This is a genomic window from Roseobacter sp. YIN89 (assembly GCF_057219365.1).
In genome coordinates this window covers 398,469-412,555 of the sequence record NZ_JBXVVD010000003.1, presented here as the reverse complement: position 1 = coordinate 412,555, position 14,087 = coordinate 398,469, and the positions used below count along the sequence as shown (strand labels likewise).

At 51.2% G+C, this 14,087-nt stretch carries 15 protein-coding genes; 9 read left to right on the top strand and 6 right to left on the bottom strand.

The window, feature by feature from the left end; translation table 11 throughout:
• Window positions 1–84: 84 nt before the first annotated feature.
• The 7 genes from AC2D8V_RS14370 (at window position 85) to AC2D8V_RS14340 (ending at window position 3,922) form a co-directional block, all read left to right on the top strand.
• Window positions 85–249: a hypothetical protein gene (locus tag AC2D8V_RS14370; protein ID WP_484734265.1), complete on the top strand. Its 165-nt coding sequence runs from the start codon at window positions 85–87 to the stop codon at window positions 247–249.
• A gap of 85 nt (window positions 250–334) precedes the next feature.
• A complete protein-coding gene (locus AC2D8V_RS14365) occupies window positions 335–1,030 on the top strand; it encodes a hypothetical protein (protein WP_484734264.1) in 696 nt (231 codons plus the stop codon).
• A 208-nt stretch (window positions 1,031–1,238) separates the two neighbouring features.
• Complete coding sequence (locus tag AC2D8V_RS14360; protein ID WP_484734263.1) at window positions 1,239–1,754, top strand: DUF805 domain-containing protein; 516 nt, start codon at window positions 1,239–1,241, stop codon at window positions 1,752–1,754.
• 73 nt (window positions 1,755–1,827) lie between these two features.
• Window positions 1,828–2,598 carry a hypothetical protein gene (locus AC2D8V_RS14355; RefSeq protein WP_484734262.1) on the top strand — a complete coding sequence of 257 codons (771 nt, stop codon included), beginning with the start codon at window positions 1,828–1,830 and terminating at the stop codon, window positions 2,596–2,598.
• A gap of 140 nt (window positions 2,599–2,738) precedes the next feature.
• The gene (locus tag AC2D8V_RS14350) at window positions 2,739–2,921 is read left to right on the top strand and encodes a hypothetical protein (RefSeq protein ID WP_254694323.1); all 183 of its coding nucleotides are present in this window, start codon (window positions 2,739–2,741) and stop codon (window positions 2,919–2,921) included.
• A gap of 144 nt (window positions 2,922–3,065) precedes the next feature.
• Window positions 3,066–3,593, top strand: a complete 528-nt coding sequence (locus tag AC2D8V_RS14345; RefSeq protein WP_484734261.1) for a hypothetical protein — start codon at window positions 3,066–3,068, stop codon at window positions 3,591–3,593.
• Between the two features lie 2 nt (window positions 3,594–3,595).
• Complete coding sequence (locus AC2D8V_RS14340) at window positions 3,596–3,922, top strand: hypothetical protein (RefSeq protein WP_484734260.1); 327 nt, start codon at window positions 3,596–3,598, stop codon at window positions 3,920–3,922.
• A 64-nt stretch (window positions 3,923–3,986) separates the two neighbouring features.
• Here AC2D8V_RS14340 and AC2D8V_RS14335 read toward each other — a convergent pair whose 3' ends face one another.
• Window positions 3,987–4,448, bottom strand: coding sequence for a hypothetical protein (locus AC2D8V_RS14335; RefSeq protein WP_484734259.1), 462 nt, complete (start codon window positions 4,446–4,448; stop codon window positions 3,987–3,989).
• 285 nt (window positions 4,449–4,733) lie between these two features.
• On the opposite strand from AC2D8V_RS14335, the gene AC2D8V_RS14330 reads away from it, so the two are divergent.
• Window positions 4,734–6,242, top strand: a complete 1,509-nt coding sequence (locus tag AC2D8V_RS14330; protein ID WP_484734258.1) for a ShlB/FhaC/HecB family hemolysin secretion/activation protein — start codon at window positions 4,734–4,736, stop codon at window positions 6,240–6,242.
• A 498-nt stretch (window positions 6,243–6,740) separates the two neighbouring features.
• Here AC2D8V_RS14330 and AC2D8V_RS14325 read toward each other — a convergent pair whose 3' ends face one another.
• The gene (locus AC2D8V_RS14325) at window positions 6,741–6,908 is read right to left on the bottom strand and encodes a hypothetical protein (RefSeq protein WP_484734257.1); all 168 of its coding nucleotides are present in this window, start codon (window positions 6,906–6,908) and stop codon (window positions 6,741–6,743) included.
• 625 nt (window positions 6,909–7,533) lie between these two features.
• Window positions 7,534–7,833 (bottom strand): helix-turn-helix domain-containing protein, encoded by a 300-nt coding sequence (locus AC2D8V_RS14320; protein ID WP_484734256.1) that lies wholly within the window; start codon window positions 7,831–7,833, stop codon window positions 7,534–7,536.
• A gap of 151 nt (window positions 7,834–7,984) precedes the next feature.
• On the opposite strand from AC2D8V_RS14320, the gene AC2D8V_RS14315 reads away from it, so the two are divergent.
• A complete protein-coding gene (locus tag AC2D8V_RS14315; protein WP_484734255.1) occupies window positions 7,985–9,433 on the top strand; it encodes a S1C family serine protease in 1,449 nt (482 codons plus the stop codon).
• Between the two features lie 678 nt (window positions 9,434–10,111).
• Here AC2D8V_RS14315 and AC2D8V_RS14310 read toward each other — a convergent pair.
• From AC2D8V_RS14310 to AC2D8V_RS14300, 3 genes are all read right to left on the bottom strand, one after another.
• A complete protein-coding gene (locus AC2D8V_RS14310) occupies window positions 10,112–10,654 on the bottom strand; it encodes a recombinase family protein (RefSeq protein ID WP_484734254.1) in 543 nt (180 codons plus the stop codon).
• Window positions 10,655–11,113: 459 nt separating this feature from the next.
• The gene (locus AC2D8V_RS14305; protein WP_484734253.1) at window positions 11,114–12,298 is read right to left on the bottom strand and encodes a carbohydrate porin; all 1,185 of its coding nucleotides are present in this window, start codon (window positions 12,296–12,298) and stop codon (window positions 11,114–11,116) included.
• Window positions 12,299–12,301: 3 nt separating this feature from the next.
• Window positions 12,302–13,822: an amidase gene (locus tag AC2D8V_RS14300; RefSeq protein ID WP_484734252.1), complete on the bottom strand. Its 1,521-nt coding sequence runs from the start codon at window positions 13,820–13,822 to the stop codon at window positions 12,302–12,304.
• Window positions 13,823–14,087 lie beyond the last annotated feature (265 nt).

Genomic DNA, 14,087 nt, shown 5'->3' with positions numbered 1-14,087 from the left:
CTAATCCACTGGTGAATTGCTTGACTGGTTAACAGGCAGGATAATCGATGACTGACCCTAATCAGAATAAGGAAAATAGAACCTATGACAGAGAAGAAAAAAGAAACTGAACAGAAACCAGAAGATCGTTCAAACGAAGATTACAAGAAGAGCCGTTGGTATAGTGTGATTGGCGAAAAAGGTGATCGTGAGTTGGCAGAGATGCTGAATAAGATCATGGACAAAGGCAGGATTATTGTCACTGAATAAAATGGTCTGATGCCTTCGGTTCTTTTCTAATTTGCATCCAATTTCTCAAAAGTAGGAGACATCATTTATATCTGAGGAGATTTGTATGGAAATGAAACGGCAATTTTCCACAGAATTGGCTAACCCCGAAAAGGTTTTCTACCTTACGTGTTTTGCAGGTCAGAAGTCGCATCAAGAAGAAGTTTGGTTCGTTAATAATTTTCAAGAAACACTGGATTATGTTCGACCTGCTACTGGTGGTTTCGCGACCTGTGATGATGACATTATTCAAATGACGTCAAGCCCCGACAGCGTTTTGTACAAAGACGTACAACCGCGCGAGGCTGTTTTCATTGATGTCTACGACATCGTTTTTGATGGTGATTTTATGATTTCGTGGGGAGTTGAATTGAAGTCACCAAGTCTAGGTGAACAGTATTTTACCAGCGATCCTGTAAAAGGAAATTCACCAGAAGTTATTCTTCATTGGAAGCCCTTACCGGAGGAGATGGAAAACCCAGATGATCCTGAAGAACTTGTTGACCCAGCTAAAGTAGCCAAAGCATACCAACAAACTTCTGATCGGAGCCTTCCTAAATATGTTCAATATAACAAAGGAAGCCTGCTGTATGACATCAACATGGGTTTTCTGAATGAATGTGGTTTGCAATTCTCGAAAGAGATTCTTCGGGATGGCAAAGTAGCGAATTACCGTTTTCTGAACGAAGAGGGTGTTGAAATATTCAGAACCTTGGATTTGGATCGGGCGATAAATTTTATCCATGGCTTGGAAGGTTCTTAGGATACGACATTAGCTATTCGGGAGTCTGGGCGTGAACGACTGCTTTACCCAACACCGGACATTCGCCAAAATCGGGTGAATGACTGAGTTGCGGACGAAGCCGCCTGATGCTTGTGTAGCATCTGGGTAGTTTATTAGATGTAAATGCTTGCAAATTGTTTCCACGTGTTTGAAATTTCCCGTTATCTTATGTTGGGAGAACGCAAACATGGGTTTCTTTGAAGCAACCAAAACTTGCCTTGCAAAATACTTCGTTTTTTCAGGGCGGGCGGCACGCTCCGAGTATTGGTGGTTTGCTCTGTTCGTCTTTGTCGTCAGCGTTGTTTTCGCAGTGATCGATACTTCGCTGTTCGGTGTTAACCCTGAAACCGGTGAAGGCGTGCAAGTCTTGACCCCGACCTTCCAGCTCGCTGTAGCCATACCCATGCTTGCTGCCGGGTGGCGTCGGCTGCATGACACCGGAAGGCCTGGCTGGTATCTGCTTTTGCCCGCGGCATTGAGCATTGTAACGATGATCATGCTTTTCAGCGGCGTTGCTGTTTTTTCAGTTCTTGAACAAGGCGCGGACGACCCTGAAGCGCTGCGTGGTCCAGCAGCCTTGCTTGGCGTCACTGGGTTAATGGTCGTCGCAGTTCTTCAGCTTATACTTTTAGTCTTTATGATCTGGTGGCTTAGTAGACCTTCACAGGAAGGTACGAATGAATATGGTCCGCCTGTAGTATAAACCGATGATGTGGGCCAGTCTGGGGTTCGCTGTGACATGATGAAATATGGCTTGGTTGCCTAGGAGATTACTTATGAAGAGACATCTAATTGCCACTATGATCCTCATGGTCATGATGTCATCCGCTGCAGCTGCGGACTGGAGTTTCAATGGGCAACCAAATCCCAACGCCTTTATCCAGACCGGCAACATGAGCCTTGAGTTGCAGTGCGACAGGGTCCGGTTCGCTCCCGCCGGATATGAGGATTCTGAAGACATAGCCGCCAAGCAAGGCCTCTCATTCCGTTTTATGGAGAACGGCTCATCTGAAGTTGGCGCGTTCCAAGCGGGATCAGATAATTCGGATATCTCAATCGTGGACAATTATCCTGTCGAGGTTCGGTTCGACGACCAAGCAGATTATGATTTCGTGCTGGATCAGATCGCAAAGAATGCCGTCTTGAACCTATCGATGATTGACCAGGATGTGTCCTATGGCATCTTCACGCTGAAAGGGTCCGGAGCCGCGGTGCGCTTGCTACGCGCGGCCTGTACCTCCGACGCGTCATCGTCGCAGTCCATGGAAGCGCCTGAAGGCATTGTCTATTGCGGCGGCGGTGCTGTGCAGCGAGTTATTGAATACGCCATCGTGGGCCAGCCGGGCGACCAATGGGATGCGATCGTGACCGTCAATGGCGAAACCATCCGCGCGATGACCTCGTACAGCTTCTTCGGTAACTCACAGCCGCCGGCAGGCTTCCAAGTCGCGCTCCTCGGTGAAGACCGGTCCGAATTTCTCGTCTTCAGCGATGGGGGGCGGAACTGGATAGAATTCGGCGATTACGCCTACGAACAATGCAACTGACACGTCGAACAAGAAAGGCATACAACGTGAAAAAAGCACATAAACTCGTTCCAGGCTTGCTCCTGGTAACTTTGCTGACGGCTTGCGTAGAAGATACCGGCTCCACAAGCTCAACTCCAAGTCGCGCGAACCAGGATTGTTTGACAGCAGTCGCCCAGGCGACGGGCAATAGTCAAGTTAGGGTTCTGTCGTCCGAGGCGCGCGAGGCCAATATCCGAGTGATCGTCGGCGTTGGACCAGATGCAGCCCCTTGGCAGTGTATCACCTACGGAGATGGAACGACCGAAGGCATCATGTCTTTGACAGACGAAGGCTTCCTCTGACGCAGCCGTGGCGCGCCGCCTTCCGGGCATCAATAGCGACAAATGCCATCGCCCTTTTCATCCGGGCGGTTGGCACTTTTGGGATGGTTCGGACACAGGCGCGAGCCCCTCATCGCAGTTGAATGGTTGACGCAGGCTTTATGAATGGAGGATAGAGCAAAAGTGTGGTCAGTCGGCAAAACCAATGTCAAAGCCAGCCGGGCTGTCTTCCTGGCAGTCGTCGGCGTGGCGTTCATCGGCGTCTCGGCGAATGCCCAGGATTGGTCCGCTTTACCCGCGCAGTTACTTGAAAAAGTGGAGGCAGCGCAGCGGGCATGTTCGGATTTGGACAACGGGCAGTTCGCCGTCGAACTCGGAGCCGTGCACAGGGTTGATCTTGATGGTGATCTCTATAGCGACTGGGTGCTCGACGAAGCCGGGTTTGCCTGCTCTTCTGTACCTTCAATGTATTGCGGCACAGGGGGATGTGTCTCTCATTTCCTGATTGGCGATAATATCGACTCACTGCTCAATCAGGGTTGGGATATGGCACAGATCGGTCCCCACAGGGTTCTCTTGGCGAATGTGCACTATTCGCAGTGCGGCGGGATCAGCCCAAGCCCCTGCGTTGTGGCCAGCGTTTGGGACGAGGACGAAATGATATGGCGCCGCACGGTGGCAAAGTGGGAATAGTAATGACTGATATCCTTAAGCCTCTCATTATCACCCTGTTTGCCGTGGTCATGACAACGCTAGTGACGGGTTGTGTCGAGACTGCACCAGATCTTGCGATCAGCGAACCCGATCCCGAGCTTGTCTTTGTCCGTGGATACCGTGGCCCAACAGATGAGTGCCAACTTGTCGGTGAAAGCGCCTTCACCTCCGAGTTCCTAGATGACGCAGCTGATCTTATTGCTTGCCCCACTGGAAGCGCGTCTATGTCCAGTTTAATGGCGGAGACAGGAGCGGGAACGCTCACCCAGACGAACAGCTACACGTTTTTCAGCATTCCCTATCGCTGAACCAAACTCTTTTCGACATCAGTAAATGACAGATACAGCCGAATAGGATGATCTGCCTCACAAATTAGTTCAGGGCATCCATCGAGAAGAAATAGGTCGCGCAAATACCTTGGGCGGCGACACCCGTCGGCGCATCCAGCCCGGTAAACAATGCAATGCCTAAGGGCTTAAATCCGGAGTTGTTCTCATTCCAGGCCGCCATGTAGGTCACCGGCTGATCGCCACAAAGCGTGTTTCCTTGCCGCAGTGGTCCTGCATCCCCTGATACACGAAACACCTGAGCAAAAGGCACTTCTCCGGATGCGCCCCAGTTGCCTGAAGTACTGAGGTTATGTGCTTCCAGATCAAGAAACGTGCCGGTCTCGAAAACCATTTTTTTAGTAGACAAGATTATCGGTCCCGTGATTGCCATTGCAGTCTCACTATAAGGATTGAAAGCCATAGGCTCCTCCAAAAGAGGTTGAGAAGATGCAGGACCTACCAAGACCCCTATCAAAACCAGTGGTGCTAAGAGTGAACGATACATTTGTTTATCCTTTGCGCGAAATGGCTGACCTACGCTGATAACAATTTAAGGCAAAATATCATGAGCGCGAAGGCCATCTTGTATACTGATGCCGCACAGGCATTAAAGAAGCGCTTTTGATCTTTGGTTGTGTTGTTTTGATATCAAACAAAATGAAAACTGTGCAGGTCAGCATTTGCCATAGTTTCGCCTTGGTTTTTAGTTGTATGCTTGTCTAAAAACATGCTGAGGTTTGAGCATTTGCAACATTATGTCCGACACAAGCTGCAAGCAGCAAATACGATTGTGTGCCTATTAACTGCAACGATCCTGACGATAGTTGGTGTCACAGAAATTCAGGCTCAAACGCAAACTTTTGAATTGCAAGGTGCCGGCGCTTACAATGCAGAAGAAATCCTGAGCTTTGCCGCACAGCTAGAACTGCAAAGAACCGGTGCCGTTACCGCTGCAGGGATCGCGCGCACGGTTGAGACGATCTACCGTGAAGACGGTTATTTCCTTGCGGAAGCGCGCGTCAGCCGCGACGGGCGCACAATTATTGTCGATGAAGGCGAAATTGGCTCTGTTTCCATTGAAGGCGTGGACCAGAGGACGTTCAATCTCATCAATGGTTTTTTCCGTCCCGTTGTAGGCAAACAAGGGGTGACGCTTGCAGAGTTCGAGCGCGCGGTGATGCTGACCGAAGACATCCAGTCCATCGCTGCCTCAGCTGAAATTTACTATCCCGACGGGCAGGACACTGCACATGTACGTGTTGTGGCCGAACAGCAAGACACAAGCTCTGGCTATGTAACGCTGGACAACCCTGCGCGCGAGTTCGGGGATGCGGCAACACTGACCTTCGGTCAGGAATTTGTCAGCTTGCTCACGCCCGGCGACCTGTTCCGCTTTGAATTATCCGGCACCGCAGCCTTCGACGGTGGCGAAAACGATCTATATGGCTCTGTGATCTATCGCGCGCCGATTGGTGTTTCGGGCACCTACGGCGAAGTTTATTTGGGCAACGCTGTAGGAGACCGCGATGCCACCGGAACGCTGCGCCAGACGGACCTGGACGGGGATACTGTGATCCTTGCAATCGGCCATCCGGTTATTCGCAATATCGACACCTATGGATACGCCATTCTTGAGGCGCGCCGGTCAAGTTCGGACAGTGATGTTGATGGCGTCAGCACGGACTTTGAAAGTACGGTTAACGTGATCGCCGCGTCTTGGATTTACGGGCGTGCTTTGCAGAACGGCGGGGCATTCGAATATGCAACGAACCTGGCATTCGGATCACGCAGCAGTGACGCGGATGGTTTTGACGATGGCGACGAAGACTTTTGGCATCTCCGCGCGGGTGCAGGCTACCAACAGCCCGTGTCGTGGTTCGGAGAGAACTCGAGCTTCCGCGCCGAGATTTGGGGGCAGTATACGACGGACCGCTTGCCCGGCATCGAAGAGTTCTATCTTGGTGGTATCGACGATGAACGCGGATATACTTTTGCTGAAGTTCAGGGCGATTCCGGCGTCTCCGCAGTATTTCAGGCAGGTCGTGATTTCTTTCCTCAATCAAGCACGGTGAGGCGCTACAGACCCTTTGCCTTTGTCGATGCAGGGTATGTCGACAACAACGAGCCGTCTGCAACTGAAACGGATGACGATTTTCTCTCGTCAGTGGGTATTGGTGTGGACCTCGAATTTGAAAACAGGTTCTTCGCACAGGCCTACGTAGCCGTGCCCACGACATCCGGTCCCGAGACAGACTCCGGCGACCCTGCCTTCTACCTTGCCCTTTCCAAAAGCTGGTGACCCTATGAAACGTTATGTATCCGCCGCAATTCTGTCCTTTGTTGCCGCAACTTCAGCCGGACAGGTTTCGGCCAACGGTAATCACTATGGATGGTGTAACGGCGTAGGCAATCCGCACCGTGGTTCAAATTGTGGAAGCTCGGGTTCAACGCAACCAACTCAGACACCCTCAAGCGTGCCAACTGCCAATCAAAAACCTGCAACAGGCCCAACCAATCCTCAAACACCTGGTGGGCTACCTACTCAGGTCATCGTGGTTACGCCGCAACCGGGGCAAACGATCACGGGTACTGGTCAGGTGCCGCCAATAGTCGGGCAACCGGGGCCTACAATAACAGGCACTGGGAAGCCGACTATCACGCTGCGTCCTCTGCCACCGCAAGTAATCACGGGGACATCGCCCGTAACTACAGTCACCGCACAGCTTGCACCTTCCTTTACCGGATTCGGCCTGCCGGTTGTGACAATTAAACCGAATCCTCAGCAGACCTTTGTGGGTTACGGAAAAGTTCCGGCGACCATCATCGTACAACCCATTGCACGACCCAGTTTTACGGGGACCGGTGCGATCCCCTTTCCGGTACCGCAGCAGATACCACCACAAATACCAACAGCTATTCCGTCAAAAACACCGCAGGGAACACCATACTTGATACCGTCGCTCATCCCAAGCAAGACCAACGGAAAAACGCCTTCATCCAGTCCCCCGAAGGCACCGCAGACCAAACCGATTATGGTACCGAGGCCGAAACCTCGGCCGACTGCCCAAAAACCTGTCGCAAAGGGGGGGGCAACGTCCCACCAATCGGCCGTAACGGCTCCCGCACTCAAAAAAGAACACATAACGAGAAGCCCCGGCCGTCAGGAACAGCACAATTTACCAGAATTTGAAGCATCGGACGGCGGACAACCTTGGCATTGTGTTGCAAGTGGCCACGGTCAGCGCAAATCGCTCGTTGATAGGCGTGTTTCAGTCTCCGGAGCGTTGCGCCATATCGGTTCGATTGATGTACTTGGCAGAGACTTGCCCGCTCTGCATCCCCAACATGCCGACTGCATCATCTCAATCAAACGTCGCGCGAACTGAGGCTTAGTCCGACGCGAGGGTCATCAGTCCATTCGTTGCTGCATCTGCGAGTGTGGCAAAAAAATATTTCCGCTTTGGGCTCCATGCAGTCATTCACCGGATTTTGCTGAGTGTCGGCTGTTTTGCGTTAAGCAGCTTTCTTCGTCATTGTCAGGACGGATCACAGCAACGCAATTATCATCAAGGCAACGCAGCAGGTGATATCTACGCATTCAGATAACGGTAGACCGACGACCGTGCTATGCCTAACTGCTTGGCTATGGCAGAAGGTGACATGCCATTGGACTTCATTTCAGCAACCTGTTGCCCATCGATGGTCGCTGGTCGACCTTTGAAAGGACTGTCCTCTCCTTTTGCCAGCGCCGCATCTATGCCTTCACGTTGGCGTTCAGCGCGAATTGATGCTTCGAACTCACCAAAGGCTCCAAGGATTGTGAAGAACAGCTTTCCAGTAGCGTTCGTCGTGTCTACAGGCTGTTCCAGCACTTTCAGATTCACGAGCACTTGAGGCGGCTGGAAAGCCCGACAGGTCCAATAGCTACCTGAAAATCACTGGAAAGCCCTCAATCCGCACTGCCGTAAACAATTACAAAACCAGTGACCTACTTTTTTTGAGACTCAAAATATGAAAAGGTCATCGAAGGAGGTAACGAGATTGCGGCCAATATTTTTTGCGATAATTCTTTCTATTGTAGCTGGCACCGGATGTTTTCAGACGGCGTATGCTCAGAACTATGAAACAATTTTTTCAGACTTTGACAGCAGGAAATTAAGCCAGGCTGACAAGCGTTTTTTGCAAGCCGCTCTTGCTTTTGAAGGTCATTACAATGGCCTTCTTGACGGCGACTGGGGCAAAATCAGCCAAAGGGCTATGTCTCGATATTCTAATCAGGAATTTGGTGGGCCGAGTGAAGACTGGCATATGGCAATGCTAGCTTTTTCGTTTGTTGAACTCATCGAGAAAGACGGTTGGGACATTAATTTCGTGCCAACACTTTCTCTTTCGTTTTTGTGGCCGTTCAAAACAATCGTGACGGATGCAGGTTCCGAAAACTTTGCAAATTTTCGGCACTCTCGCAGCACCTTAGCCATATCACTTGGGATCATGGATAGAAATTCCACTCAGGGTGTCCATGATTTCACGATGCAAGAACATAACTCTCGAAATTCGCCATACAGTGTCCGCAAGCCTAACATTGCAGTATCCTCGGTAACAAAAGCGGATGGATCGATCCTTTATACACGCTCAGATTTTGTCGCTGGAAATTGGTCAACGATAATACTCGCGGCTGAAAAATGGGATGCTTCGCTACTTAACGCTATGGCCGCCAGCATCTCTGTTGGCGACGCTCCCAAATTAATCCCTAGTGACGGTGGATATCTATATTCAGCAATCAAAAAGACCGTTGCATACGCAAATTCGCTTGATGATGAAGGTGTATCATCCAGTCGTGGCGAAGATATTGTAAATTCCGAAGAAAGATCATCTTCAAGGCGAGCAGCTTCAGGCAGCGGCTTCGTAGTATCGGAGGATGGTCACGTCTTGACTAATGCTCATGTGATTGATGGTTGTAAAAAGATACGTGTTAACGGTCAACCTGCGGACCTCGTCGCATCTTCAGAAGAATTTGATCTTGCGCTGTTAGTTACGGACAAATCTTCTCGACAAAAAGTGGCTGTATTCGCAACAAATAGTGCAAAACTAAACTCGGATGTTACCGCAATTGGATACCCTTACGCGGGCCTTTTGGGTGGTATGAACGTTACGCGAGGGTCTGTGTCTTCTTTGATGGGTTTAGGCGGTGACGCAAAGACGATGCAGATAACCGCTCCCGTCCAGAGTGGGAATTCTGGCGGTCCACTTTTATCGTCTGATGGCAAGGTTGTCGGTGTTGTTGTCTCAAAGCTAGATGCTGTCGCGGTGGCGGATGTAATCGGTGACTTCCCACAGAATGTGAACTTTGCCATACGTGGCGGGATAGCCAAGTTGTTCTTGTCCGTAAACGGCGTCGAACCGCAATTAAGTATGCCGGAAGATAGGATGAACCCAGAAGATTTGGCTGACCTAGCTACGTCATTCACTACGTTTGTCGACTGTCAGTGATATCGACTTTTTTGCCAGAGTCACAGGGCACGGGGAATAATTAGGCGCCACTCCCCATTGGAAGTAAAAATTCTGTCCATTCATACAATTCGCCTTAGGGGTGCTATGCAGACTGTCCCCACCCTAGCCCTTAACCTGCTGCAACTTGGTGACAATCTATTCTGGCTTTTGTCGCTTGATTCCCGTTTTTGATCCTCCGTTTCCTAACTACAGGGGCGGACCAATTCAAAGGGGAAGGATCACAGATGCCGCGTCGTTACCAGTTTGTCATCTTGGAGCAGCTTGCGTTAACCAGTTGGTTTGGACTGATCCCAAGACCGCCGGGAGCATCGAAGTCAACATTTCCGTGTTCCGCTCTTAGTTGCGTTTTCTGGGTCCTTACACACTTCTCATAGGGTGACAATGCATAATAGATGCCGACTGCCATTCCAAAAAATACACAAATTGATAGCAAGATTTTCTTGGTTCCCATCTTTCACTCTCTCGTCGCCAGAACTTGGACATATGCAGAGGCATAGTCATCCGCTTGCGATTTCCCGCCAATTTCTTGCTTTTGGAGGCCAAGTCGGGTTGGAATTTATAGTTGTCTGAATTTCTCAAGGGGATAATCAAAATTGTGTTGCGGCCTATCGACAGTCTGAGAGAGAAAGTTTTTACAGCTGCGATCCTTCCCTTAGGCTACGACCCCAATACTTTGTATACAGCCCCCCTTGAGCAGCCGAGTTGGCCAGCAATTGCTGATATCTTCATTCCTTCAGCAGCCATCTCTCTGATCTTCTTGTGGTCGAGTCGCACCGGACGTCCTTTGTAAACACCTTTGGCTTTTGCGGCTTCGATCCCAGCTTTCTGACGTTCCTTGAGATGGTTCAGCTCCATTTCCCCAACCATCCCCAAGACTGTCAGGATCATTTTGCCCATTGGCCCACTAGTGTCGATTTCAGGCTCCAAGACGCGTAGGGATGAACCTTTTTCTTCCAGTTCGTGCACGAGGTTAAGAACGTCCCGTGTTGATCTACCAAGTCTGTCCAATTTGCAGACGACCAACTTGTCACCTTCAGATATGAAGTCCATCAGGTTTGCCAGTTCATCCCGTCCTTGTCTGGATTTTCCCGAAACCTTTTCGGTTCGAATTACAGAACAGCCTGCTTCTTTGAGCAGTTTTTCCTGAACCTCAGTTGATTGAGACAGTGACGACACTCTTGCATAACCATAGACAGCCATAATTCACGCTCCTTTTGTCACTTAGGGTCTTAGACTATGGGGTCCTGAATGTCAATAAGTCCAATTAGACCCTAAGTAACGCATAAAGTGTTCACTCTAAATGGTTCACTTAGGGTATACCCCTAGTGACAATACTTCTGGAAACAATGCATTAGGTAGAGTGGACTCTTCACAATGCTCAGTTAATTGATGGCTATGTGCGACTCGCATATCAGGCGCATTTTTCGAACAATTACTGCTACGGCAAGAAGCGGACCACCCGTGCGGAAAATTCGGATCGGTGGGCATCAATGATTGCTTTGCCGTGCATAGCGGTCATCTGACAAAAACACTCGGATGACCGAATTGAGCCCGAAGAGGACATGCCGCGGCTGACTGGGTCAACGGTTTTGGCTAGGTTAAGTACGCGTCAAGAAGATCACAGATGTCTTGGGAACATGAGCAAACGCACAGTCGCACCTAAAAGCTAAACCTTGTCCTGAGACCCAAAACCACTTCTGTTGAGTTGCCCGATGACAAGGGTGTGTCAAAGATAGCTTGAATCGACGGAGTTACTTGCACGTTGTATGTAACATCCCATCGAAAGAATGCCTCTGCAGCCCGTTGGCTTCCAAGTGTTGAATCCGAGAGGCGTTCCCAGCCAATGCCCAATCCCAATTCACCGACCTGATTGTCAGGCCGATAAAGGCTGCCTATGGTAATCGCCCGGTCAGCTCGTGCGACGCTACCTTTGGAAACCCCTGCGCGGATGAAGGGCATCCATCCAGTTTCCAGCAACCAATTGGCCGAAAAGGCCATTCCGTAATCCGCCTCTGTATCAGCATCCTGTTTATCATCAAGGTGCCAAAATGTGAGGTGAACAGCGCGGTCAAATCGGCGCGTTCGGTCTGGACTCCAGCTCACATATGCTTGCGAAAAGAACTCCGCGCGATCTGGAATGACCTCTACCGATCCGCTGTCACCGTTTGCGTCATGAATAGTCACGCCGACAACAGTTTTATCGTTTAGCTTGAAGCCCGCGCCTGCGCCAAAGCCTAGATCCGGGAACGCAATTGTCGAATTGACCAGCAGTGATGCATTTTGAAACCGTGTCCACTGTCCGGAATAGCCAGACAAATCCACAAAATCTAGTGGGTCGAGGCGACCAACAACAACTCCGGCATTCCCTTGATTCAGGAACTGTTCCCAGTAAAGAGGTGCAAGAAACCAACCGGCATCCGTGAAGCTGGTCCCCGTGAGGCCAGCATATCCAAGCCTTGGACCGAGGTTGGCTGGTGATTGCCCGAATGCTGTGCGGTTTTCGAATTTCCAGACGACAGACCCGGTGTCCTTTGTGTCGCGGCCTGTCAGTGTCCAGCGACCAAATAAACGGAAAACACCAGAGGATGCCGATGGTCCGCCGCGTGCCTGCTGACCAAGAATCGCGTAGTCCAATCCGATGTCGAACCCGTATTGCTCGCGGAGCGATGTTTGGACGTCACGCCCCTCTGGGTCTGAAGCGCCATCCGCCTGCAAGTCCGAGCCGACACTGCTTGGCCCGCCAAGAAACGTGGATTGGTCATCAGTGCCCTGCGCTGGCGCGCCCTTTCCAAGCGCCGCCCAAAGGGCGAAAGCAAACAATCCTGTAAGGCACTTATTTGGCATGGATTAAATGGGAATAAATTTCGTTGAATATGGTGCCCAGCGATCTTTCCAAGGCCGTGCGGCTTCCAACTCGAAAGCCAATTCGTAAAGCATGTCATCATTGCCCGTCGCGGCCTGAAACATAGATCCAATTGGCAAGCCGCTCTCTGGGTCCCAATTCAGGGGGACGGACATCGCACAGTGGCCTGACACGTTTACAGGCGCCGTGAAGGACAATCCGTTTTGTAAAAACGCGAGCACTGACTCATTGACTTGGGTCTGTGGCGTCAAGGCGTCGGCTTTGATTGACAAGAAAGGCATCACCGGACTGAGCAGAATGTCGATCTTTGCGAACAACTCGGCATAAGCCCCGGGGACTGTTGCAAGATACGCGGCGCCCGCTGCGGCAACATCATCGGGCGTTCCAGAACCATAGGCGATCAGCGATGCCGTGAAGGGATCCAGCAGACCCGACTCCGCCGCCTCGCTGCCAGAAATACTCAAAGCGCGCTCATTGAACTTACTGAATTGTCCCAGAAATGCGCCGTTGAAGTTCTCGAAAAATTCATCGTAACGAACTGGGATCTTAGCTTCTACAACTTCATGCCCGAGATCGCGCAGCAATTGCGCCGTGTTCTCTTGCGCCGCAGCGACTGGGGCCTCGACAGCCACGCCACCTTGGATCGATGTTGCAAAGCCAACACGAATGCGACGCGTCGATGGAGCTGAGATCAGGCCAATGGTTTCAAAAGGTCCGTTCGGATCTTCGGTGTGCACAAACAGAGCGGCGCTATCGCGTACTGTGCGACTGATGGCTTGGTTCGTCTTGACCGGACCATGCGCTCCACCCGCTTCGCCAGAAAGCATCCGGGCACGACTCGGCTTTATTCCAAAGAGGCCTTGCGCACAGGCTGGTAAGCGGTTCGATCCTCCTCCATCGGTGCCATGTGCCATCGGAACCATGCCCGCGGCAACGGCTGCGCCAGCCCCCCCACTGGAGCCAAGCGTTGATAGGGACAAATCCCAAGGGTTCCGAGTGAGACCAAATGCGGTGTTGTTCGTGATGACCCCAAGTTGGGCAAATTCCGGGACATTGGTCATACCGATGATGTTCATACCGGCGGCCTCGACCCCGTCGATATACATCACGTTCTTGACCGGAATGTTCGTGAGCATCAAACGGGACCCATCCGTCCGTCTGACGCCACCAACATCGATCATGTCTTTGATCAGGATCGGCATACCTGCGAAAGTTGTGTCGGCGGAGATCGTCCCGGCTTTGTCGAAAGCACGCTCGTAGGTACGCGTCGTTATCGCATTCACAATAGGCTCCACAGCCTCTATCCGCCGGATCGTGATTTCAACGGCTTCGCGCGCCGTAATCTCACCGCGCTTGATCAATTCGGCCATACCGAGAGCATCGTAATCGACGAACTCATCGGTTCTCCGGGGCGCAGCGCGAACGCGCGATGGGGGCCAAGTTGCGGCAGAACCTACCATCGCGGTCGTAGATCCCTTGAGAAACGAGCGCCGCGATATGGTCATTTTGCACCTCCAAGAGCAAGGAAATCAGTGACAGGAATCTTAACCGCCTGGGCATTCGCAAGAAGGTGTCTTCTGATCGAACAGCACCGTGTAAATACCGCATAGCAATGATTAGGGAAAGCCATTTGAAGGGCGCTTCTCAAGCTGGACGAAGATTATTAAAGCATCCCGGAAGGAGTTCTTTTAAGCCCGCTAATCGGCAGAGAAAAGGCCTGAAAAGTCTCCGAAACTGCGTTGCAGCTAATGGCTGCATTGTCCGCGACTC

Bases quoted from the DNA above. Each gene is read 5' to 3' on its own strand.
- AC2D8V_RS14370 (WP_484734265.1), top strand. From the start codon at position 85: ATGACAGAGAAGAAAAAAGAAACTGAACAGAAACCAGAAGATCGTTCA.
- AC2D8V_RS14365 (WP_484734264.1), top strand. From the start codon at position 335: ATGGAAATGAAACGGCAATTTTCCACAGAATTGGCTAACCCCGAAAAG.
- AC2D8V_RS14360 (WP_484734263.1), top strand. From the start codon at position 1,239: ATGGGTTTCTTTGAAGCAACCAAAACTTGCCTTGCAAAATACTTCGTT.
- AC2D8V_RS14355 (WP_484734262.1), top strand. From the start codon at position 1,828: ATGAAGAGACATCTAATTGCCACTATGATCCTCATGGTCATGATGTCA.
- AC2D8V_RS14345 (WP_484734261.1), top strand. From the start codon at position 3,066: ATGGAGGATAGAGCAAAAGTGTGGTCAGTCGGCAAAACCAATGTCAAA.
- AC2D8V_RS14340 (WP_484734260.1), top strand. From the start codon at position 3,596: ATGACTGATATCCTTAAGCCTCTCATTATCACCCTGTTTGCCGTGGTC.
- AC2D8V_RS14335 (WP_484734259.1), bottom strand. From the start codon at position 4,448: ATGTATCGTTCACTCTTAGCACCACTGGTTTTGATAGGGGTCTTGGTA.
- AC2D8V_RS14325 (WP_484734257.1), bottom strand. From the start codon at position 6,908: ATGAGCGACGGTATCAAGTATGGTGTTCCCTGCGGTGTTTTTGACGGA.
- AC2D8V_RS14310 (WP_484734254.1), bottom strand. From the start codon at position 10,654: ATGGCTGTCTATGGTTATGCAAGAGTGTCGTCACTGTCTCAATCAACT.
- AC2D8V_RS14305 (WP_484734253.1), bottom strand. From the start codon at position 12,298: ATGCCAAATAAGTGCCTTACAGGATTGTTTGCTTTCGCCCTTTGGGCG.
- AC2D8V_RS14300 (WP_484734252.1), bottom strand. From the start codon at position 13,822: ATGACCATATCGCGGCGCTCGTTTCTCAAGGGATCTACGACCGCGATG.